Here is a 21,846-nt window from a genome sequence, read left to right on the forward strand (position 1 = left end):
AGGGTGACCAAGGTCGAGGTGGAGCATTTATTTCGACCTTGGTCACCCTCGCCCCGAATTCCGTCCGACCGCGACCGGCCGCACCGCCCCGAAGCCCAGCCTGGAGAGCAAAAACACGCAACAAACACGCTCAACCAATGAAGCCGTCGGGACGAACATCGACCGGCCCGTCCGGGGTGTCGACCACATGCCGGCGACCGTCCCTGAGCAGAGCCAGATCGAGCCCGGGCAGGCGCCGCCCGTAGTCCAGTCCGGCCATCCGCATCGCCAGCGCGTGACTGTCCGCAAGCTCGGCGAAGACCTCGCGCAGAGCGGTCACGTCCTCGTCCGGCACCATCAGCACCCCTTGGGCGCGCGTAGACTGCAGGACCCGGGCCGCTACCGGGTGCCGCTCCGACTCGTACGTGTCCAGCAGCGACGACGGTGACTCGCCGCGCAACACCTCGGCCATCTTCCAGCCCAGGGTGAACGCGTCCTGCAGGCCCAGGTTGAGGCCCTGGCCACCGGCCGGTGAGTGGATGTGGGCGGCGTCGCCGGCCAGGAACACGTTGCCGGCGCGGTACCGGGCGGCCTGCCGGCTGGCGTCGGTGAACCGGCTCGCCCAGCGGACCTGGTCCAACGCCAGGCCGTCGCGTCCGAGCGCTTCGGTGATCTCCGAGTCGGGAACCGGATCGTCCCTGCCGGCCGCCATCTGGGCCGGGCCGGCCGCCAGCACCCGGAACACGCCCTCGCCCAGCGGCAGGACCGTCAGCAGGCCGTCGCCCTTCGGCGCCGGGAGGGTCCATTCGGACGGGCCGCCGCCGGCGAGGGTGACGTCGGCGACCAGGGCGCACAGGCGCCCGTCGCGGCCCGGGAAGTCGATGCCCGACTGCCGGCGGACGGTGCTGCGGGCTCCGTCGCAGCCGACCAGGAATCGAGCCCGCATCCCGTTGACCGTCACGCCGCTGTTGTCTTCCGTGAAGGCGTCTACTCCCACGCCGTACAGGATTTTGGCACCCAGCGAGAGTGACCATTCCGCCAAGCGTTCCTCGACGCGGGCTTGAGGGATGCCGACCTGGTAGGGGTAGGGGGTCGGGAGCTGCGAATAGTCGAGGTGGATGCCGGCGAAGTGCCCGCGCGGCAGGCGGGCCGGGGCGATGGCGAGGAGGTCGTCGAGCAGGCCGCGGGCGGCGAGGACCTCGGCCGAGCGGGGTTGCAGGTTGAGGGCCTTGGATTGTCCGGTGCGGGCTTCGAGGCGTTCCAGGACGACGACCTGGGCGCCGCCGAGGGCGAGTTCGCCGGCGAGCATCAGGCCGGTCGGTCCGGCGCCGGCGATGATCACGTCGGGGTTGTTGATCCTTGCGCTGCCCCTCATGTCCGGCTGTGCGGTCGTCATGCCCGGAGGTCCCACTTCTTCGTGTAGTAGAGGTGGAAGAGGCCGGTCGGGACGACGATGACGGGCCAGCAGACGTTGAGGACCGCGGGGGCGAGGTCGAGCGGCAGCAGGTACGCGGCGACCAGGGTGACCGCCACGTTGAGCAGGCCGGCGCAGCCCCAGACGAAGGTCAGCACCCGCATGCCGTGCCGGAACCGCTGGTTGTCGTCCCATTTGGACTCCCACGCGCGCAGGCCGTCGGGGCCGACCTTGGCCAGGACGAACGCGCGGTAGAGGTACATCGGGGCGGGGCGGCCGACCCAGACCGAGGCGAGGAGCCAGACCGCGATGAGGCCGCCGAGCAGGCCGCCCCACGCGTCGCGGATCAGCATGGTGCGCGCCTCGCCGGTCATCGCCGAGACGCCCAGGCTGAGCGCGACGACCGAGAGGACGAAGACGGCCAGGAAGTCGACGGTGCGGGTGCGGGCGAACTTCACGATGACGGCGACGACGGGCACGACGCCCGAGAGCAGCAGGGCCCACCACTGGCCGACGCCGGTGGCTCTCAGTCCGTAGTAGACGACGAGTGGCAGCCCGAAGTCGATGAACATCTGGATCAGCAGGGAGGCACGGTTGATCTTCGACGGGGTGGTCACGCTGCTCATGAGGGGTCCTTCCGGACGGCGCGGGTGAACAGGGCGACCAGTTCGGCCGCGTAGGCGTGCGGGTCGAGGCCGGGGCGGGCCGCGGCGGCGTCGATCGACGCGCGCAGCGTGACCGCCATGACGTCCGGGTCGAAGGCGCGGAACTCCCCCGCCTCCTGCCCCTCGCGGAACATCACCGCCAGCCGGGTCAGCGGGTCGTCGACGTCGGAGGGGCGGACCAGCGGGGTGCCGTCCTCGGTGCGGGCGTTGGCCGAGATCTCGATGACCGCCCGGATCGCGGCGGGGTGCTCGGCGATGAATTCGAGGTTGGACTCGATGTAGGCGGCCATCGTGGCGGTGCGGGTGCCGCCGGCGTCGCGCATCCGCTCGCCCATGTAGTCGGTGGCCTCGCTCAGGACGGCGCCGACGACGGCCCGGACCAGTTCGGCCTTGTCGTCGAAGTGGTAGGAGATCAGCCGGGTGCTGCTGATCCCGGCGCGCTTGGCGATCCGGGCGAACGAGGCGTTGCCGTATCCCAGTTCGGCGATCGTGTCGATCGCGGCGGTGACGATCTGGGCGCGCCGGGCGCTCGCCGTCACCGTGTCGTTTACTCGCATGAGTAACTTTTTACTCGTCCGAGTAACGACGGTCAAGCGACATTTCCCAACGGCAAGATCAAAACCGGGCTAGGCGGCCCGGGAACCCTCGTCCGGGCGGGCTTCGACGAGGCGCACCTTCGGGTGTGGGAAAACCCACTTCCGGTACGCCCAGAGCCGGAACACCATCCCGGCGAGCGTCCCGGCGATGATCCCGAACGCGAAGTCGCTGATCTCCTGCACGATCAGGCTCACGTGGGGGGCCTGCAGGTCGAACACGTACCGGGCGATCCACAGCGGGATGTCGCTGACGCCGATGGCGACCGCGTTGACGGCGAAGAACAGTGCCGCCTCGTGCCGGCGCTCCCGCCCACCGCGGGCCCGGAACGCCCACTCGCGGTTCAGCACGTACGACAGGACCGTCGCCACGATGTTCGCGATCGTGAAGGCCGTGACCGGCTTGTCGCCGAGGATCGTCAGCTTCAGCGCGTAGTTGATCGCCACCGCCACCACGAAGCAGGTGCCGCCCACGACCAGGAACTTCAGGGTCTCGCGGTGCTTGAGCAGCCGCTCGCGCACCGGCGCGGGCAGGAGGCCTAGCACGGCACGGACGATCTGGGCGGGGCGTCCCCGCAGCGGCTCGACGCTCATCGCGGCGGAAGATACCCGCCGTTTCTGAACGAAAGCTAAACGCCGAGACTCCGCACGAAGGCGTCGAGACGGTCGGCGAGTTCCCCGTCGGTGATCAGGAACTGCAGGCCGACCTCCCGCTCGTCCGGATCGTTGCCGTCGGCCGAGTTCATGACCGTGGCGTGCAGGGCGATCCGGTCGTCGCCCAGCGTGAGCTCGACCCCGACCGCGTCACCCTCGGTGATCGAGGCGCCGGCCGGTAGCGCGCACCGCATGCCGCCCGCGCTGACGTTGACCAGCCGCACCGGCAGCGGCACCTGCCCGGCCTTCGCGACGGTGGCGGTGCCGGCCGCGGCGATCCGGTCGTGCTGGCGGCGCTCCAGCCGGGCGGCCAGGTTCGACATCTGCTCGACCCGGCCCAGCGCGTCCGCCATCTGCGCCGACAGCTCGTTGACCAGCACGTCCTGGTCGGCGATGACCGCCCGCAGCGCGTCCGCCGCCTCGCCGACCCCGCCGATGCCCTCGATCATCGTGGTGATCGCCTGGGCCATCTCGGCGGTGTCGTGCTCCAGCTCCGAGATCGTGGTGGTGATCTGCTCGGTCGAGTCGGCGGTGCTGTTGGCGAGCTCCTTGACCTCGTCGGCGACCACGGTGAACCCGGAGCCCAGCTCGCCCGCCCGGGCCGCCTCGATCGTCGCGTTCAGCGCCAGCAGCCGGGTCTGCCCGGCGATGCCGGTGACCAGGGCGGCGGTCGAGGCGACCCGGCGCAGGCTGCGGTCCAGCGACGAGATGACCCGCTCGGCCTGGTGGGCCTGCTCGACGACGGCGGCGGTGGCCCGGTCGGTGGTGGCGATGCTGCGATCGATCACGCCGGCCGCGTCGCGTACCTGCCCGACATGGTCGGTGACCCCGCGCAGCTCCTCGGCGATCACCCCGGTCGACTCGTCGATGATCTCCTGGGTGCGCTGCCGGAACTCGGCCTCGACCTGCCGCTGGTGCAGGAAACTGGCCCGCAGCTGCTGGTCGCGGGCCCGCTGGCCGGCCTGGATGGTCTCGTCCTGCTCCCGCAGCCGCTCCCGGGCCACGTCGAGGGCCCGGCCGATGTCACCCATCTCGTCGCGGCCGCCCGGCAACGGCCGGTCGGCGAGGTCACCCTCGGCGATCGCGGTCACGGCACGGACGGTGTCGCGGACGTCGTGGGTCGTGCTCTGAACGACCGCGGCCGCGAACCAGACACCGAGCACCAGGCCGCCGATCGCGATGCCGAGCACGAGGTCGCGTTCCCGGGTGCTCGTGTCGACGCGCTCCCGCAGCATGTCGGCCAGCGCGTCGTGCAGCTGGTGTGCGGCGGCCGCCGCGGCGGTGCCGATCGCGGCCGGATCCTTGCCGGTGTCGGCGGCCAGCGCGGCGATGGCGTCGGCCGCGGTGTCGACGGCTTCGAGCCCGCCGCTGTCCCGTTTGATGCCGGCGGCGGCCGAGTCGAGCGAGCCCGCGGCCGTGGCCAGGCCCGGGGTCTGCCGGAGCCGGGCCGCGGCCAGCAGCGCCTGCGGCAGTTGCACGACCTGCGCGTCGATCAGCCGCGACGAGGACAGGCTCGGGTCGAGGGTCAGGTTGGTGGCGTCGCCGAGGTCGCTGATCCGCGTCTGGATCGACTGGGCGAGCGTGACCCGCTCGGCCGGCGTGCCCGTCGCGCCGGTCACCGTGTCGGCCATCGCGGTGAGCAGCGGCCGGACCGCCTCGGCGCCGCGCAGTTCGGCGCGCGCGAAGTCGATCTGGGCGTTGCGCACCACCGTGTACATGACGGCGGCGACCGCCCCCGGCGCCAGCAGCACCAGGACGAGCACCAGCAGCCGCATGCCGGTGCGCAGCCGGCCGGAGGCGGCCAGCATCGGCCGCAGCAGGGCGGTTCGGGGCATGCGGTGCGCTCCTGGGTGATCGAATCCTGCTCACAGTCTCCTCACGCCCGAGCGGACGGAAGGGGCAAACCCGCAAGATTCGCCGATTGCGGCCACGAAAGCGGCGACGGCCGGATGCCCGGCCGCGCCTTTCCGGTACGCGATCCGGGTGCGGCGCCGCGTCGGCAGAGCTTCCAGGCGTACGCCGTCGGCCCGCCCGTCCTGAACCGCCATGGCCGGCACGACCGACACCCCGAGCCCGGCAGCGACCAGCGACAGCACGGTCGCGAAGTCGTCGGCGTGGTGGCGGGCCCGAGGGCTGAACCCGGCCGCCCGGCACAGCTGCACGGTCACCGTGTGACACACCGTGCCGGGCGTCGCCAGAATCCACGGCGCGTCGCGGAGTCCTCGCAGCGCCGAGCCGGCTCCGGCGCCGCTCGCCGATGGCCGGCCACTCATGTTGACTGGATCAATATCGTCAACATTGACGGTGTCGACGCGTGCGCCGGCCGGGCGTGGATGCGCGGGATGGATGTCGGGCGCCGGCTGGCCGGAGCTTGGTGGTCTGACACCCGCCGGCCTGGCGCCCGTTGGGTCGGAGCCGCCTGGGTTGGCGGTGGCCTGGCTGGCGTCCGTTGAATCGCCGCGCGCCGGGTCTGGGGCTGCTGGGTCGGAGATGCCTGAGCTGGTGCTCCTCGGGTGGGAGACGGCCGAGCTGGCGGTCTTCGGGTCGGAGCCGAGTGGGGCGGAGGCGTCTGGACTGGCGGTCGGCGGGTCGGCGGGCCAGGTCGCCGGGACTGCGAGGTAGACCGGCTCGTCGAGCAGGGGGACGTCGTCGAGGCCGGGGTCGGGGCGGGCCGGGACCAGGTCGTAGTCGTTGATCAGGCCGACGTCGATGCGGCGGTCGCGCAGGGCGGCCGGAACGTCGGCCGGGTCGAGTTCGGTGACCATCAGTTCCAGGCCGGGGTGGGCGCGGCCGAGCGCGACCAGCGTGGCCGGGAGAAGCGCGCGGACCGCGGTCGGGAACGCCCCGATGCGCAGCGGCCCGGTCAGCCCTTCGGCCGCCGCGGCGAGCGACGCCGTGGCCTGCTCCAGTTCGGCGAGCACGGCATTGCCGTGCCGCACCAGGATGCGGCCGGCGGCGGTCAGGGTCACGCTGCGGCCGGTGCGGGTCAGGAGGCGTACGCCCGCCTGGCGCTCCAAAGCGCTCAGCTGTTGCGAAACCGCCGAGGCCGTGTAGCTGTGCGACGCCGCGACCGCGGCGATCGTGCCGAGCCGGGCGAGGTCGCAGAGAAGTTGCAGGCGGCGCACGTCGAGCATCAGCCCAGCTTACGGTCAGCCCTCGAAAGGTGAACTGGACCTTATGCTCCGGCGCCGGGACGCTGAGGCCATGACCTTCTCCGGCCTGTTCGTTCCCCTGATCACCCCGTTCACCGCGGACGGCGACGTCGCGCTCCGAGCACTCGAATCCCTGGCCCACGAGTTGCTCGACGCCGGCGCTACCGGCCTGGTCGCGCTGGGCACGACGGGCGAGCCGTCGGCGCTGACCCCGGCCGAGCGCGCCGCCGTCCTGGCCGTGGTCGAGCGGGTCAGCCGCACCCGCCGCACCCCGTGGATCGCCGGCGTGCACGACGGCATCGTCCCCGCGTCGGCCGACGCGGCGATGCATGCCGTCCCCGCGTTCGTCCGCCCCGGCGAGGAAGGCGTGATCGCCCACTTCGCGGCGCTGGCCGCGGCCTCCCCGGTCCCGGTCGTCGTCTACCACGTGCCCTACCGCACGGCCCAGCCCCTGTCGGCCGGCGCGCTGCTCCGCCTGGCGTCGCTGCCCAACGTGATCGCCATGAAGTACGCCCCCGGCACCCTCGACGCGACGGCGATGGCCTTCATGGCCGCGGCCGCCGACGTGCCCGGCTTCTCGATACTGGTCGGCGACGACGTCCTCGCGGGCCCGCTGCTCGCGCTCGGCGCCCCGGGCGCCGTCATGGCCGCCGGTCACATCGCGACCGCCGACTACGCCGCCTTGATCGCCGCCTGGCAGTCGGGTGATCTGCCTGGCGGCCGCGCTCTGAGCCACCGCTTGGCGCCTCGGTCGGCGGCCCTGTTCGCGGCCCCGAACCCGACCGTCATCAAGGGCGTCCTGCACGCGGAGGGCCGCATCCCGTCCGCGGCCGTCCGCGTGCCATTGACGCCGGCCGCGCCGGAGCAGGTGGCGCAGGCGCGAGGCCTGTTGACGCTGGTTAGCCCGGAACGGGCCGCCCAGGGCCTGTCGACTCCGGTCACCCCAGAGCAAGTCGCGCACGTTTGAGGGCTGTTGACTCGCGCCGCGCCGGAGTAGCTCGGACGCGAGCGAGGCTTCAGTCGCACCGACGCAGGTCGCGAGCAGGTGGCGGCCGTGACAGCTGCCGTCCCTGGCGGTGTGAGCGCTGCCGTCCCGGGCGGTGCGAGCGTCAGCCGTTGCGCGGGCGGCGTCGTGCGGACTGCGCGAAGCGCGGTTGCGATAACCAAAGTCTCGACATGATGCGCGAGCCGTCAATGTTGATTCAGTCAACATGTCCGGTCAACATGGCACCGCGCCGCCGGCCGCCGCCGGGCGAGCGGGCCGAGCGGGCCGAGCGGGCGAGCGGGCGAGCGAGCCGAGCGGGCGAGCAGGCCGAGCGAGCGACCAGTGTCACCCGCGTCAAGCCTGCCGGGAGCGCCGCGGCAGCGCCTAACGTCTGCGGTCATGATCTCGGCGTTCTCCGGCTTTGCGCTCATCGGCGTCATCGTGCTGGTGGGCTGGGTGACGCGCCGGTTCGCCGGGCTGCCGGAGAACGCCGAGGCGGTGCTGGGCCGGCTGGTCTACTCGGTGCTCGCGCCGTGCCTGCTGTTCACCGGCGTGGCCAAGGCCGACCTGAACGTGCTGTTCAGCGAGCCGCTGATCGTGTCCACGGCCGCCGCGGTGGTGTGTTTCGGGCTGTTCGCGCTGCTGATCCGGGGCCGCGACCGGGGCACGACCATCATGGGCGCGCTCGCTTCGGGCTACACGAACGCCAACTACATCGGCATCCCGGTCGCCACCTACGTGCTCGGCAACGCGGCCCTGGTCGTGCCGATCGTGATCCTGCAGCTGCTCGTCATCACCCCGGTCGCGCTGACACTGCTCGAGATCGCCACGACCGGCCGCGCCTCGTGGCGGACCGTGCTGATGACGCCGCTGCGCAATCCGCTGATCGCCGGGGTGGCGCTGGGCGCGGTCTTCGCCCTGACCGGCTGGCATCTGCCGACGGTCCTGGGCAACCCGATCGCCGCGATCGGCCAGGCCGCCGTGCCGGTGGTGCTGATCGCGTTCGGCATGTCGCTGTCCGGCCGCGGTGTGCTGACCGCCGGCTCCGACCGGGTCGCCACGCTCACCGCGGTCGCGTTGAAGACCGCCGGGATGCCCGTGATCGCCTTCCTGATGGCCCACGCTCTCGGCCTGAACCACGACGAGACGTTCGCGGTGACCGTGCTGGCGGCGCTGCCGACCGCGCAGAACGTGTTCCTCTACGGCCAGCGCTTCAACGCCGGTGCGGGTCTCATCCGCGACGCCATCTTCCTGTCGACCCTGGCCTGCGCTCCCGCCCTGCTCCTGATCACGTTCCTGTTCCACCTCTGACCGCGACCCTGTGGACAACGGCCGGAAGTTGTCAGACCCGGCTGCTTCAATCCGCCCCACCCAACAGAGGGCGGGGCCGCCGGGCGCACGACAACGAGCTGTGGCCGCCCTCAGAACAAAGGATGAGGCCAGCGCAGCCCGAAGCCCCCGCGCACGAAACCGAGCCCCCAAACCCCTGAATTCACGGCAACGGGATCTCCATCCCCTCCTCGGCCACCAGGATCTCGCCGCCGTAGACCGCGGCCGCCGCCCGCCGGCACGCCGCCCGATCGGCCCCCGGCCAGAAGTGCGTCAGCAGAAGCCGCCGCGCCCCGCCCGCAACCGCCGCCTCCGCCGCCTCCCCCGGCCGCAGGTTCAACGGCGGCCGGTCGGTGCAGTCGGCGATGAACAGGTCGGCCTTCCGGGCCAGCGCACCCAGCACCGGCGTCGGCCCGGTGTCCCCGGTGTACGCCACGCACATCCCGGGCGCCTCCAGCCGCACCCCCACGTTCGGCACGTAGTGCGGCAACGCGTACGAGCGCAGCACGAACGGCCCGATGGACCGCGGCGCCGCCGGCAGCGGCCGGAAATCGAGAAACGCCGGGATGTCGGCGGCGTCCGGCGGGTCCAGCGCGGCCATCACCTCGGCCACCCCCGCCGCCGCGTAGACCGGCACCCGCCCGCGGCGCGGCCCGTACCGCAACGACCGGAACAGCGCGTGCAGATCCACCACATGGTCCGGATGCGCGTGCGTGACCACCACCGCGTCGGGCACGTCCACCAGCGAGAACAGCCGCCCGGCCGTCCCGTACCCGAGGTCCAGCACGATCCGGGTGCCGCGATACGACACCAGGTAGCCGCTGCACGCCCGCCCGGCCGCCGGCCAGCCCCCGCTGCTGCCGAGCACCACCACCCCGTCGGCCATATGCGAAGTATCGCTCATCATGAATCCGCCGGCCTCCCGGGTTTCGGGCCCCACGGACCGGGGTTACGTTCCGGCGATGGCGATGAAAGCGCTTTCAAAGGCGACGATCTACCAGGTCGCCCAGCTCGCGGGGGTCTCCATCGCCACGGTGTCGCGTGCCCTGCGCGACTCCGAACTGGTCACCCCGCAGACCCGCGAGCGCGTCCACCAGGCCGCCCGGGAGCTGCGGTTCACCCCGAGCCGGCTGGGCCGCTCCCTCGCCGAGGGCCGGCACGCCGCCAACGGCATCGTCTTCCCCGACCTCGTCGGCCCCTACTACGCGGAGGTCGTTCTCGGCTACGAGGCCGCCGCGGCGGCCTTCGGCTCCAGCGTGGTCATTCTGGCCACTCGCGGCCGCGAGGACGCGGCCTCCGCCGTACGCGACCTGGCCGCCCGGGTCGACGGCCTGACCGTCTTCGGCCAGACCGTCCCCGACGACGTGATCACCGGGCTGGCCGGCACCGGCCTGCCGGTCGTGCTGCTGTCGCGCGACCCGCTGCCCGGCGTCGACACGGTGCGTGCCCGCAACGACCACACCGCCCAAGCCCTCGTCGAGCACCTGCTCACCCACGGCCACCACCGGTTCGTCTTCCTCGGTGATCCCGCCGGTTCGCCCGACGTCGCGGGCCGTTACCGCGGTGTGGCCCGAGCACTGTCGCAACGCGGGCTCGACGTCCCCGACCCCGTACGTCTCGAAGGTTTTGACCTGGAAGCCGGTGAGGCGGCGGCCCGTGACCTTCTGCGGCGGGAGCGACCCGACGCCGTGATCTGCGCCAACGACGAGGTGGCGCTCGGTGTGCTCCTGGCGGCCGAGCAGGCCGGCCTGAAGGTCCCCGGTGACCTGGCCGTGACCGGCTGGGACGACCTGATGGCGGCCCGGTTCGCCGGCCTGACCACGGTCCGCCAGCCGATGCGCGACCTCGGCGCCACCGCGGCGAGGTGGCTCAACCAGCGCATCACCGGCCAACCCGGCCGGAAAGCGAAACGACGGATCCTGCCCACGCAGCTCGTCGTGCGGCGCAGCTGCGGCCCACACTCCCCGGAGGTGCACCCGACATGAGACACCGGCGACTGGCCGCCGCGGCAACGGCCGCGGCACTGACACTGAGCGTGATTTCGGCCTGCGGACGCGGTTCAGGCTCGGAGGACACGACGGCCAAGGCCGTCAGCGGCGGCAAGGCCACCGGGGACATCACGGTCTGGGCGATGGGCACGGAGGGTGAGAAGCTCGCCGCGTTCGCGAAGCAGTTCACCGCCGAGAACCCGGGCGCGAAGGTGAACGTGACCGCCGTGCCGTGGGACGCCGCCCACCAGAAGATCGCCAGCGCGATCGCGGCGAAGCAGACCCCGGACGTGTCGATGATCGGCACCACCGACCAGGGCGAGTTCGCGAAGACCGGCGCCCTCGACCCGACGCCGGCCGACCTGTTCAAGAAGGCCGACTTCTTCCCCGGCGCCTGGGACACCACCGTCGTGGACGGCACCTCGTTCGCCGTGCCCTGGTACGTCGAGACCCGCGGCATCTACTACCGCAAGGACCTGGCCGCCAAGGCCGGCTACCCCGGCGGCCCGAAGACGTGGGACGACCTGAAGGCGATGGCGAAGGCCATGCAGACCAAGGCCGGCGCGCGGTGGGGCATCAACCTGCAGCCCGGCAAGACCGGCAGCTGGCAGTCGGTCCTGCCGTTCGCCTGGTCGGCCGGCGCCGACATCGCCGCCGGCGGCAAGTACAGCTTCGACACCCCGGAGATGGTCGCCGGCCTGAAGTACTACCAGTCGTTCTTCACCGAGAAGATCGCCCCGACCGATCTGGCCCAGGGCGCGCTGGAACCCGCCTTCGTCAAAGGGCAGATCGGCGCGTTCATGTCCGGCCCCTGGCATGTCGGCATCCTCAACGACCAGGGCGGGCCCGGCTTCAAGGACAAGTACTCGGTCGCGCCGATGCCGGTCGGCAAGTCGTCGACGTCGTTCATCGGCGGCTCGAACTTCGCCGTCTTCAAGAACGCCCAGAACCGCGACGCCGCCTGGAAGTTCCTGGCCTGGCTGTCCCAGCCGCAGATCCAGGTCAAGTGGTACCGGACCGTCGCCGACCTGCCCGCCGTCCAGTCGGCCTGGAACGACCCCGCCCTGGCCACCGACCCGGTCCTGCAGGTCTTCGGCGCCCAGCTGAAGTCGGCCAAGGCGCCGCCCGCCTACCCGACCTGGAACCAGGTCTCGGCGACGTTCGACACCGAGGTCGAGAAGGTCTGCGTCGCCGGCGAGGACCCGGCCGCCGCGATGAAAACCGTGCAGAACCAGGTGTCGTCGATCGGCACCGGCTCATGACCGCGGTCTCCGCGGTGGGTTCCCGCCCGGTGCCGCGCCCGCGCGGCCGCCCGCCGCCTGCGCCTGAGGCGTACGCTCACCGGCTGGTCGTTCGCGGCCCCGTTCACCGCCCTGTTCCTGGTGTTCGCCCTGCTGCCGGTGCTCGCGTCGCTGGTGATGAGCCTGACCGACATGCGCTCCACCGACCTGCAGCACCCGCTGGCGGTCAACTTCGTCGGCCTGCACAACTACGCCCGCCTCTTCGGCGACACCCAGTTCCTGCGCGCCGCCCTCAACACGATCGTGTTCGTGGTGGCCGGCGTCCCGCTGACCATCATCGTGGCGCTGGCCGCCGCGAACGCCCTCAACTCCGGCCTGATCCGGCTGCGCGGCCTGTTCCGGGTCGGCTTCTACCTGCCGGTCGTCACCAGCATCGTCGCGATCGCGGTGGTGTGGCGATTCCTGCTCGACCCGCAGGCCGGCCTGATCGACAACCTGCTCGGCCTGGCCGGCGTGCACGGGCCGAACTGGCTCGGCGACCCGCACCTGTCCCTCGGCTCGATCATCGTGATGGCCGTGTGGCGCAACTTCGGCTCGCTCATGGTGATCTTCCTGGCGGCCCTGCAGGGCATCCCGGCCGACCTGTACGAGGCGTCCACCCTCGACGGCGCCGGCCGCTGGCAGCAGTTCCGCCGCATCACCGTGCCGCTGCTGCGCCCGGCCCTGCTGTTCGGGGCCGTCATCACCGGCATCGGCTACCTGCAACTGTTCGAGGAACCACTGGTCATGACCCAGGGCGGCCCGCTGTCGTCGACACTGTCGGTGTCCTACCACATCTACAACCAGTTCGGCTTCGGCAACTACGGCTACGCGTCGGCCGCCGCGTACGTCCTGTTCGTCGCCATCGTGGCCCTGTCGGTCCTGCAGTTCCGCCTGCTCGGGGCCCGCAATGACTAGGGACCGCACCGCCCGCGCCGTCCTCTACGCGATCCTCGCCGCCGGCCTGCTCGTCGTCGTCGGACCGTTCCTGTGGATGGCCCTGTCGTCGTTCAAACCCGAGAACGAGATCCGCTCCGACCCGCCGACCTGGTGGCCGCACACCTGGACACTCACCCACTACCACGACCTGTTCGCCCGCCTCGACTTCCCGCGCTACTTCGGCAACTCCGCCCTCGTCGCGATCCTCGTGACGGCCGGCAACCTGCTGTTCTGCTCGCTCATCGGCTACGCCCTGGCCAAACTCCACTTCACCGGCAAACGCACCCTGTTCCTGGTCGTCCTGGGCATGCTCATGGTGCCCGGCATGGTCACCTTCGTGCCCCAGTTCGTGCTGATCAGCAACATGGGACTGGCCGACTCGTACGCCGGCCTGGTCCTGCCGTTCCTGGCCGGACCCTTCGGGGTCTTCCTGATGCGGCAGTTCCTCCTGGCGATCCCGGACGACCTGATCGAGGCGGCCCGGGTCGACGGCGCCGGCGAGTGGCGCATCTTCTGGCGCATCGTGCTGCCGCTGTGCCGGCCCGCCCTCGCCACCCTGGGCATCCTCACGTTCCTCGCCAGCTGGAACAACTTCCTGTGGCCGCTCGTCGTGGCCACCACCGACGACCACTACACGCTGCCGGTCGCGCTCGCGCTCTACTCGATCGGCCAGAACCGCATCTACTACGGCCTGCTGCTGGCCGGCGCGGTCGTCGTCGTGCTGCCCGTCCTGATCGTCTTCCTGGTGCTGCAACGGCAGTTCCTGCGCGGCATCGCCACCACCGGACTGAAGTGAGGGGCCCATGCGTCGCCTACTCGTACTCGTGCTGCTCCTGCCGCTCGTCTTCGCCGGCGGGCGGGACCCGCTCCGCGGCTACGCCAAGGACACCTGGCGTTCGCTGACCGCCATGACCGACCCGGCGACCGGCCTGCCCGCCGACAACATCACCGGCGACCTGTCAGCGCGCTCGGCCTACACCTCACCGACCAACATCGGCGGCTACCTGTGGTCGACCGTCGCCGCCCGCGACCTCGGCATCATCTCCACCCGCGAGGCCCTGCACCGCGCCGGCCAGACCCTGCACACCCTGGCCGGGCTGCGCCGCAACACCGCCTCCGGCATGTTCTACAACTGGTACGACCCGCACACCGGCGCCGTCCTGACCGTCTTCCCCGACGACGGCTCCGCCATCACACCGTTCCTGTCCAGCGTCGACAACGGCTGGCTCGGCGCCGCCCTGCGCGTCGTCGCCGGCGCCATGCCGTCCCTGCGCGGCCAGGCCCAGCAGATCCTCACCGGCATGAACTTCGGCTTCTACTACGACCCGGCCGCCGCCACCCCGATCGGCACCCGCGGCCAGATCTACGGCGGCTTCTACGACACCCAGCCCACCGGCTGCTCGGTACCGAAGAACGGCGTCTGGTTCACTTGCAACCACTACGACATCACGGTCACCGAACCCCGCATGGCCACCTACCTCGGCATCGCCGCCGGCCAGATCCCGCCGACCGCCTACTTCGACACCATGCGCACCCTGCCCGACACCTGCGACTACGCCTGGCAGGAGATGGAACCGCACGGCTTCACCACCACCCACCTGGGCCGCCAGGTCTACGAAGGCTCCTACCGCTACCGCGGCATCACCTTCGTCCCCAGCTGGGGCGGCGACATGTTCGAGGCCCTCATGCCCGACCTGTTCGTCCCCGAGGAAACCTGGGGCCCGGACAGCTGGGGCCGCAACCACCCGGCCACAGTCGCCGCGCAGATCGAACACGGCCTCAACGACGCCCGCTACGGCTACTGGGGATTCTCACCCGCCTCCAACCCGTTCGGCGGCTACTCCGCCTGGGGCGTCGACGCCATGGGCATGGACACCGACGGCTACCCCTCCGACATCCAGGGCGGAAAATACGACGCCGGCTTCGGCACCTGCCGGCCCGCCGGGCCGCCCGCCGCCTACGACGACGGGGTGGTCACGCCGCACGCGGCCTTCCTCGCCCTGCCGTACGCCCCGGGACCGGCCCGCCACAACCTGGCCGCCCTGAAGGCCGACTTCGACGCGTACGGCCCAGGCGGCTTCTACGACGCCATCGCCGTACGGTCCGGGACCGTCGCCAAGCGCTACCTGGCCCTCGACCAGTCCATGACCCTGGGCGCCCTCGACCGCACCGGCATCCGCCGAGCCTTCGTCACCCCCCAGTTCGAGCACACGATCCGCCCGCTGCTGGCGCAGGAGACCTTCAACGTGCCCGCCCACCAGGCCCTCCCCCAGCTCGCGGAGCCCCGCCCGTGACCAGCCGACGAGCAGCAGTGCGCAGTAGACGCTTCTTCCGGTCGAGGAGCGCCGCCGGTGACCGGCATCGAACAGCACCCACTGCCCCAGCTCAAGGAGTTCCGTCCGTGACTGACATCGAGCAGCAGGCCCGCGCCGACTGGGCGGCCCTGATGGGCGGCGGCGGCGCCCAGGACCGCTCCCCCGGCGAACCGGTCACCGCCGACCTGCCCGCCCCGGCCGGCCTCACCGCGGTGGCCGGCCGCGGCCAGGTCACCGTCGGCTGGGACCCGGTGCCGGGCGCCATCGGGTACGCCGTGCACCGCGCCCCGTCCGCCGACGGCCCGTTCGCCGGGGCCGACCACGGCGGCGGCGACGTCCTGGCCGTCCCGCACCCGCCCTACGCCGACACCACCCCGGACCGCGGCGGCTACTACGCGGTGGCCGCCCTGCAGACCGTCAACGCGATCGGCCCCCTCTCCGCGCCGGTCCACTGCGCCGACATCGACGCGTCCGGCGTCAATGTCGGCGTTGTACATGTTGACGTCAACATTGACGCCATCAACATGTACGGCGCGCGGCCCCTGCACCGCATCTGGCAGGCGATGGTCGGCTCCGAACACCTCAGCCACCTCCTGTCCACCGACCAGACCGGCGGCCGCCCGATCGGCCCCGAACTGCTGGCCGCGCTGCGCCGCGTCCACGACGAACTCGGCGTCCGCTCCGTGCGCGCCCACGGCATCCTCGACGACGACCTGTCGGTCTACCGCGAATCCCCCACCGGCGAACCGGTCCACGACTTCGCCGGCATCGACCGCGTCTACGACCTCGTCCTGTCGGCCGGCCTCCTCCCCGTCGTCGAACTCGGCTACATGCCGGCCGCCCTCGCCTCCGACCCGTCCCGCACCGTCTTCACCTACCGCGGCGGCATCTCCCCGCCGAAGTCCTGGCCCCGCTGGTCGGCCCTGATCCGCGACCTCACCGCCCACCTGCTCGACCGCTACGGCGACCAGGTCCGCACCCACTGGCTGTTCGAGGTCTGGAACGAACCCAACCTCTCCGTCTTCTGGTCCGGCACCCCCGGCGACTACTGGCGCCTCTACACCGAGACCGCGAACGCCATCAAATCCGTCGACCCGCGCCTGCGCGTCGGTGGCCCCGCGACCGCCGCCGCCGGCTGGATCGACGACCAGACCGGTGTGGACGCCCCCGCCGACTTCCTCTCCACCCACGTCTACGGCACGCTGCCGCTGGACCTGCGCCCCCTGGCCGCCGGCCGGCCCACCCTGTGGACCGAATGGGGAGTGACCGCCACCCACGGCAGCCAGGTCAACGACACCCCCTTCGCCGCCGCGTTCCTCCTCAAGGGCATGCGCTCGGCGGCCGGCCGCCTCGACGCCCTCGCCCCCTGGGTCGCCTCCGACCACTTCGAGGAACTGGGCCGCCCCGACCGGCTGCTGCACGGCGGCTTCGGCCTGCTCACCGTCGGCAACCTGGCCAAACCCAAGTTCTGGGCCCTCGCCCTGGCCGAACGCCTCGGCCCGGAGGAACTCCCGCTCACCCTCTCCGGCGACGGCGCCGGCTCCCTCGTCGACGGATGGGCGTCCCGCTACCCCGGCGGCGGCTACGGCCTGCTGCTGTTCAACAGCACCCTCGACCACGGCCAGGTGACCGGCTCGGCCGGCCTGTCCCGCACCGTCACCGTCCACCCCGGCCTCGCCACCCGCCACGAACTGCACCTGTGGCGCGTCGACGCCACCCACGGCAACCTGGCCGCGACCTGGGCCGCCGACGCCGGCTGGCCCACCCCCGCCCAGTGGACCGCCCTGCAGGCCGCCGACCGCCTCGAACCCGGGCATCGCCTTCCTCGAGCTGCGCCCCGAGGTCACCTGACCCCCGACCCGCCAACCCGAGCATCGCCTTCCTTAAACCGCGGCCCGAGGCCACCCGGCCTCTCAGGCCACGAGCAGACGAAGGCCGAGCTCGGCCGCATCCAGAGCAACCAGTTCGCGATTGCGCTCGGCCCACCGCCCCGACGAAAGGTCGTCGCGGAGCCTGCCCACCGCCCGCTGCTCGGCCTCCGGCCCGACCCTGGTCCACACCGACACCGCACGGCGCACATGATCGTCCAGGTACGCCTCCGGCCGCCGCCAGTAGGCCTCGAAAAAGCCGTCAGCGCAGTCCCACGGGATCAGCACCGGCTCCAGCCGAGCCCCGACCGCGTCAGCCAGCCGGTCCACCGCGGGCCGGCCCGCGACGAGGCCACCGACCTCCGGCAGGTAGTCGCGGGTCAGCCAGAAACGCTGACGCCACCCGGTGTCACTGGCGTCATGGGTGAACACCACCACCCGGCGGGCAACCCGCCGCATCTCGCGCAGCCCGGCCACCGGATCCTGCCAGTGGTGAACGGTGCTGAAGGCCATCGCGGCGTCAAAGGACTGATCCTCGAACGGAAGACTCTCCGCCCCGGCGGCCACACACGGCGCCGCACCCGGCGGACGCTGGGCCCGCATGACCGCCGACGGCTCCACCGCCGTCACCTCACGGTTGGGCTGCTCGTACGAACCCGTGCCCGCCCCGACGTTCAGCACCGTCCGGGCGTCCCCGAGCGCCTCCCACACCCTCGCCGCGATCCGCGGCTCGGTACGCCGCGTCGCCGGGTACGCGGACCCGATCGCCTCGTACAGCTGCGCCCCGAACACCGTCAACTGTTCCTCCGGCGTCGTCCCGATCCCCATCGCCCGCGCCTCCAGTTCCCGGTCGATGGCCGCCACCGTCGCGGCCGCCCGGTCGCGCTGTTCCAGCAGCAGACCGCGCAGCCGGTGCAGATGCGCGACCGCGTCGGTGCCCGGGTCGTCCACCAGAGCCGCGATCTCCCGCAACCCGAAGCCCAGCCGCCGGTAGGCGAGCACCTCCCGCAGCCGCACCACGTCAGCCGCCGAATAGCCCCGGTGCCCGGCCGCCGTCCGCGCGGACGGCCGCACGAGGCCGATCCCGTCATAGTGGTGCAGCGTCCGGACACTCACGCCGGCCAGCTCGGCCACCCGTCCCACCGTCAGGTGCTCTTCCACGCCACCGACTATGTGGCATCACGCCACGTCAGGAGCAAGCGGATCAGCGGATCAGCGGCTCGCCCGGACGGTCGAGGTGGCGTTCCGGCTCCGCCGGGACCCGGCTCACCGGCACCGCCGGCGTCCACCCGCGGCGCCGCCCCTGCCGCACCACGACCGCCGCGGCGCCGATCACGAAGACCACACCCAGACCGCCGACCGCCATCCACAGCGACGCCCGCCGGGCATCGGCCCGCCGCGCCGCCCGCGCCGCCGCGGCCGGATCCTGCACCGGCATCATCTCGGCAACCGGGGCGGCCGGCGACGCCGGACCCAACGTCTCGGTCAACGCCCGGTACGGGTTGAGCAGCCCGAACCCGTACTCCGGGTTGCGCGCCGCGTCGTCGCCCGGGCCCGCCGAGACCGGCCCCCCGGGCGCCGGATCGGTGGTCGCCTCGATGCGGCGCGCCACCTCGGCCGGAGTCGCGTCCGGGAAACGCTGCCGGATCAGCGCCGCGGTCGCCGCCACGAACGGCGCCGCGAAGCTCGTGCCGCTGCCCAGATCCAGGCCACCACCCGGCGCCGCCGCGGTCACCCCCTCGCCCGCCGCGACCACGTCCACATAGTCGCCGTGCTGCGAGAAGTCGGACCGCACACCCGACGAATTGACCGACCCCACACCGATCACCCCCGGATAGGCGGCTGGGAACGGCGTCGGATTGGGGTCGCCCGGCCTACCGTGGTTGCCCGCCGCCGCCACCACGACCACACCCTTGTCGACGGCCCGCGCCACCGCCGCCCGCACCGGCGTGTCACCCTCGGTCGTCACCAGCGACAGGTTGATCACGTCGGCGCGGCCCTCGCCGACCGCCCAGTCGATCGCGTCGGCGAAGTCGGCGAACGACGCGTGGTCGCCGGACGTGCCACCGCCCTGGTCGTCCTCCTCCTCGGTCACCCGCACCGGCACGATCGTCGCCCCCGGCGCCAGCCCCTGGAAACCCGAGTCACCGACCGGCCGGCCCGCGATCAGGCTCGCCACCTCGGTGCCGTGCCCGTTGCAGTCCTGCCGGCCGTCCGGGTCGTGATGCAGGAAATCGGCCCCGGCCGCGACCCGGCCCCGCAACGCCGGAGTGTCCGCGTCGACCCCCGAATCGATCACTGCGACCCGGACCCCTGCCCCGGTCGCCAGCGTGGCGAGCTGCGACGGCGCGTACAGCTGATTCGCGAACGGCGTGCCGGCCAGCTGCTGCCCGGCCGGAGGCGGCTGATCGCACACGTGCTCGGCGTACGCGGCCGGCGGCGACGGGAGCAGGAGCAGCGCGAACACCACCGCAACGGCGGCCGCCGCCCGTCGCCCCACCATCGCGCACCCCCGAAGTTCGTCGATCCGCCTGGATCGTAGCGAGCACGGGCGACCCGCGCGTGACCTCACCCCGCCGCGGCCGCCCACCGCACGACGACCTCGAACAAAGGGGCCCGCCCGGCCAGCATCGCCGCCAGCCCCCGCGAGTCGTAACCCGGCTTACGCGGCGGCGTCGACGCGGCCATCACCATCCGCGGCGCCAGCCAGAAATACTTCGCCGCCCCGCACGTCCGGATCGCCGCCCGCACCGTCGCCGGCGGCACCGCACCGTCGAGACCACGCACATAGGACGACGTGACCGCCGACAGCACCGCGTCGACGTCGAGCGACGACAACCCGTCCCAGAACGTGTCGAGAGCCAGGTTGGCCGCGTCCTCCCCGACCGCACCGGGACCACAGAACGCCCAGTCCAGCAGCACCGGCCCCGGCGAAGCCACGATCAGGTTCATCGGCCACACATCGTGGTGACACAGCGTACGGGGAAAGCGGTCGGCCGCGGCAAGCAGCGCAACCCTCTCCTCCCACAGGCGGCGGAGGCCGGCGCGCAGCGCGGGCCGCCACGCCGCCGCGATCACCGGATGATCCCAGTCGAGATCCTCGTCGACCGGCTGGGCCAGCGTGTAGTCACGCAGCCAGTCCCGCGCCAGCCAAACATAGGAAGGCGCCCGGCCCAGCCATCCGGCCTGCGCGGCCCCCAACCGGAACGCCACGTCACCGAGCGAATCCGCGTCGCACGCCATGCCCGGCGTGCCGGCCACGTCCTCCAGCCACACCGCCACCGAACCGTCGGCCAGCTCGTCGGCCCCCAGAAACCCCGGGGCGGTCACCCCGGGAAAACACGACGCGGCCAGACCGGACGCGTACGCCTCGGGCTCGCGCCGCCAGTAGTTGAAGTGCCCGGGGTCGTCGCTCGCCGCGAGATGAGCCGCCGCACCGTCCCGGCGGCGGACCACATGCTTGAGGATCGCCGTGCCGCCGTCGCGGCGCACCCGCCACACCCCGCCGGTCACTTCGTTGGCGCTGCTGTGCGCCAGTTCCTCGGCGGTCCAACCCGGCTGGAGAAGATCGTCAGGCAGCGGCACCCGGCGAGCCTACCGGCCGGCCCCGCCCCGCGAGGTCCCGCCCGCAGCACGAATCGTGGCTGGCGAGCTCCTCGCGATGACGAGGCGCAGACCCGAACCGTCTATGCCCGGCGGACAAACTCAGACCTGAATTCAAAGGCTGGATAGTCGTTGATTCCTTTCTGGTTTTGACCTGGTGTTGTGGGCGACCGAGCGGCTAACGCACACCCCGTAGGGCATCCTAGGATACTGGGATGGGAGCCTAAAAGCCTCTCGGTGTGGTGGCGACGGCACACGATCAAGGCCGCCTAGGCTGACCAGGCGATGAGCGAGAACGACGACAACGTGGAAACCCGACCCTGCGCGCACTGTGGACGACCGGTCCCGCAGCGGGCGTCGGCCGGGCGACCCTTCCGCTACTGCCGCGACAACGACGGCGAATGCCAGCGCGCCTCCCGCAACGTGCGGATGCGCCACCGCTCCTCCCCCGGCCTCGCCGGCCAGGTCGCCCGCACCTGGGAGGTCGTCGACCGCCTCGACCAACTGGTCGGCGGCCTGTCCGAGGCGCTCCACTCCGAACTCTCCCCGGCCGGCGTCGAGCGCCAGGTCGCCGAGATCCACGCCGAGACCTCGGAGAAGATCGCCGCCGCCCACACCGAACGCGACGACGCCCGCCACGACGCCGAACAATCCGCGCTCAAGGCCGCGGCCGCCCAGCAGCTCGCCGCGGCGGCGACCGCCGAACGCGACGAGGCCCGTCGCCGGGCCCAACAGTCCGAGCACACCGCCGCGACAGCCGCGCAGGAAGCCGAGGAGGCGATAGCGGCCCGCGACGAGGCCCGCCGCGAGGCGACCGCGGCCGCCGCCCTGCGCGAACGCGCCGAGACCGAACGCGACACCGCCCGAGACGAGCTCGCGGCCGCCAAGTCGGAGATCCACGACGTACGCCGGGAGCGGGAAACCACCGAGCGCGAACTCGCGACGGCCCTGCGCGACGCCCAGGCCGCCGCCGAACGCGCCGATCAGGCCGGCCGGGACCGCGACGCCGCCCGCGCCGAGGCCTCGCAGGCGGCCAAGGACCTGGTCCAGGCCGCCAATCAGGTCAAGGCCGCCGAGGCGGC

17 protein-coding genes and 3 pseudogenes are annotated in these 21,846 nt (G+C 72.2%); 9 read left to right on the top strand and 11 right to left on the bottom strand.

What is annotated here, in order from left to right:
- Window positions 1-130: 130 nt before the first annotated feature.
- From AB0M88_RS46485 to AB0M88_RS46515, 7 genes and pseudogenes are all read right to left on the bottom strand, one after another.
- Window positions 131-1,375: an FAD-dependent monooxygenase gene (locus AB0M88_RS46485; protein ID WP_364113496.1), complete on the bottom strand. Its 1,245-nt coding sequence runs from the start codon at window positions 1,373-1,375 to the stop codon at window positions 131-133.
- A complete protein-coding gene (locus AB0M88_RS46490; RefSeq protein ID WP_364113498.1) occupies window positions 1,372-2,019 on the bottom strand; it encodes a VC0807 family protein in 648 nt (215 codons plus the stop codon). The genes AB0M88_RS46485 and AB0M88_RS46490 overlap by 4 nt, the downstream gene beginning before the upstream one ends.
- Entirely contained in the window at window positions 2,016-2,615 is a 600-nt protein-coding gene (locus AB0M88_RS46495) for a TetR family transcriptional regulator (protein ID WP_364113500.1), read from the bottom strand. Before AB0M88_RS46495 ends, AB0M88_RS46490 begins: the two co-directional genes overlap by 4 nt.
- Window positions 2,616-2,684: 69 nt before the next feature.
- Complete coding sequence (locus tag AB0M88_RS46500; protein ID WP_364113502.1) at window positions 2,685-3,245, bottom strand: GtrA family protein; 561 nt, start codon at window positions 3,243-3,245, stop codon at window positions 2,685-2,687.
- A gap of 35 nt (window positions 3,246-3,280) precedes the next feature.
- Entirely contained in the window at window positions 3,281-5,140 is a 1,860-nt protein-coding gene (locus tag AB0M88_RS46505; RefSeq protein ID WP_364113504.1) for a methyl-accepting chemotaxis protein, read from the bottom strand.
- A gap of 30 nt (window positions 5,141-5,170) precedes the next feature.
- Window positions 5,171-5,578: a LysR substrate-binding domain-containing protein gene (locus AB0M88_RS46510; RefSeq protein WP_364113526.1), complete on the bottom strand. Its 408-nt coding sequence runs from the start codon at window positions 5,576-5,578 to the stop codon at window positions 5,171-5,173.
- 330 nt (window positions 5,579-5,908) lie between these two features.
- Window positions 5,909-6,439, bottom strand: a pseudogene (locus AB0M88_RS46515) (LysR substrate-binding domain-containing protein); the annotation flags it as partial.
- A 70-nt stretch (window positions 6,440-6,509) separates the two neighbouring features.
- Between AB0M88_RS46515 and AB0M88_RS46520 the strand changes: the two are divergent.
- The gene (locus AB0M88_RS46520) at window positions 6,510-7,424 is read left to right on the top strand and encodes a dihydrodipicolinate synthase family protein (protein ID WP_364113506.1); all 915 of its coding nucleotides are present in this window, start codon (window positions 6,510-6,512) and stop codon (window positions 7,422-7,424) included.
- 417 nt (window positions 7,425-7,841) lie between these two features.
- Window positions 7,842-8,753 carry an AEC family transporter gene (locus AB0M88_RS46525; protein ID WP_364113508.1) on the top strand — a complete coding sequence of 304 codons (912 nt, stop codon included), beginning with the start codon at window positions 7,842-7,844 and terminating at the stop codon, window positions 8,751-8,753.
- Window positions 8,754-8,934: 181 nt separating this feature from the next.
- Here the strand turns inward: AB0M88_RS46525 and AB0M88_RS46530 are convergent, their stop codons facing one another.
- Window positions 8,935-9,657: an MBL fold metallo-hydrolase gene (locus AB0M88_RS46530; RefSeq protein WP_364113510.1), complete on the bottom strand. Its 723-nt coding sequence runs from the start codon at window positions 9,655-9,657 to the stop codon at window positions 8,935-8,937.
- A 76-nt stretch (window positions 9,658-9,733) separates the two neighbouring features.
- On the opposite strand from AB0M88_RS46530, the gene AB0M88_RS46535 reads away from it, so the two are divergent.
- The 6 genes and pseudogenes from AB0M88_RS46535 to AB0M88_RS46560 all read left to right on the top strand — a co-directional run.
- Complete coding sequence (locus AB0M88_RS46535) at window positions 9,734-10,756, top strand: LacI family DNA-binding transcriptional regulator (protein ID WP_364113512.1); 1,023 nt, start codon at window positions 9,734-9,736, stop codon at window positions 10,754-10,756.
- Entirely contained in the window at window positions 10,753-12,021 is a 1,269-nt protein-coding gene (locus tag AB0M88_RS46540; protein ID WP_364113514.1) for a sugar ABC transporter substrate-binding protein, read from the top strand. The genes AB0M88_RS46535 and AB0M88_RS46540 overlap by 4 nt, the downstream gene beginning before the upstream one ends.
- Window positions 12,022-12,141: 120 nt before the next feature.
- Entirely contained in the window at window positions 12,142-12,957 is an 816-nt protein-coding gene (locus tag AB0M88_RS46545) for a sugar ABC transporter permease (protein WP_364113516.1), read from the top strand.
- Complete coding sequence (locus AB0M88_RS46550; RefSeq protein WP_364113518.1) at window positions 12,950-13,774, top strand: carbohydrate ABC transporter permease; 825 nt, start codon at window positions 12,950-12,952, stop codon at window positions 13,772-13,774. The genes AB0M88_RS46545 and AB0M88_RS46550 overlap by 8 nt, the downstream gene beginning before the upstream one ends.
- 7 nt (window positions 13,775-13,781) lie before the next feature.
- Window positions 13,782-15,272, top strand: a complete 1,491-nt coding sequence (locus AB0M88_RS46555; protein WP_364113520.1) for a glucoamylase family protein — start codon at window positions 13,782-13,784, stop codon at window positions 15,270-15,272.
- Between the two features lie 545 nt (window positions 15,273-15,817).
- A pseudogene (locus AB0M88_RS46560) lies at window positions 15,818-16,798 on the top strand (xylan 1,4-beta-xylosidase); the annotation flags it as partial.
- Window positions 16,799-17,206: 408 nt separating this feature from the next.
- Here the strand turns inward: AB0M88_RS46560 and AB0M88_RS46565 are convergent.
- From AB0M88_RS46565 to AB0M88_RS46575, 3 genes are all read right to left on the bottom strand, one after another.
- Window positions 17,207-18,322 carry a MerR family transcriptional regulator gene (locus AB0M88_RS46565; protein WP_364113528.1) on the bottom strand — a complete coding sequence of 372 codons (1,116 nt, stop codon included), beginning with the start codon at window positions 18,320-18,322 and terminating at the stop codon, window positions 17,207-17,209.
- A gap of 43 nt (window positions 18,323-18,365) precedes the next feature.
- Window positions 18,366-19,664, bottom strand: coding sequence for a type VII secretion-associated serine protease mycosin (mycP, locus tag AB0M88_RS46570; RefSeq protein ID WP_364113522.1), 1,299 nt, complete (start codon window positions 19,662-19,664; stop codon window positions 18,366-18,368).
- 65 nt (window positions 19,665-19,729) lie between these two features.
- Window positions 19,730-20,746, bottom strand: coding sequence for a phosphotransferase (locus tag AB0M88_RS46575; RefSeq protein WP_364113524.1), 1,017 nt, complete (start codon window positions 20,744-20,746; stop codon window positions 19,730-19,732).
- A 303-nt stretch (window positions 20,747-21,049) separates the two neighbouring features.
- Between AB0M88_RS46575 and AB0M88_RS46580 the strand changes: the two are divergent.
- Window positions 21,050-21,846, top strand: a pseudogene (locus AB0M88_RS46580) (serine/threonine protein kinase); the annotation flags it as partial.

The organism is Actinoplanes sp. NPDC051411 (assembly GCF_040682075.1).
Taxonomy (GTDB): domain Bacteria; phylum Actinomycetota; class Actinomycetes; order Mycobacteriales; family Micromonosporaceae; genus Actinoplanes.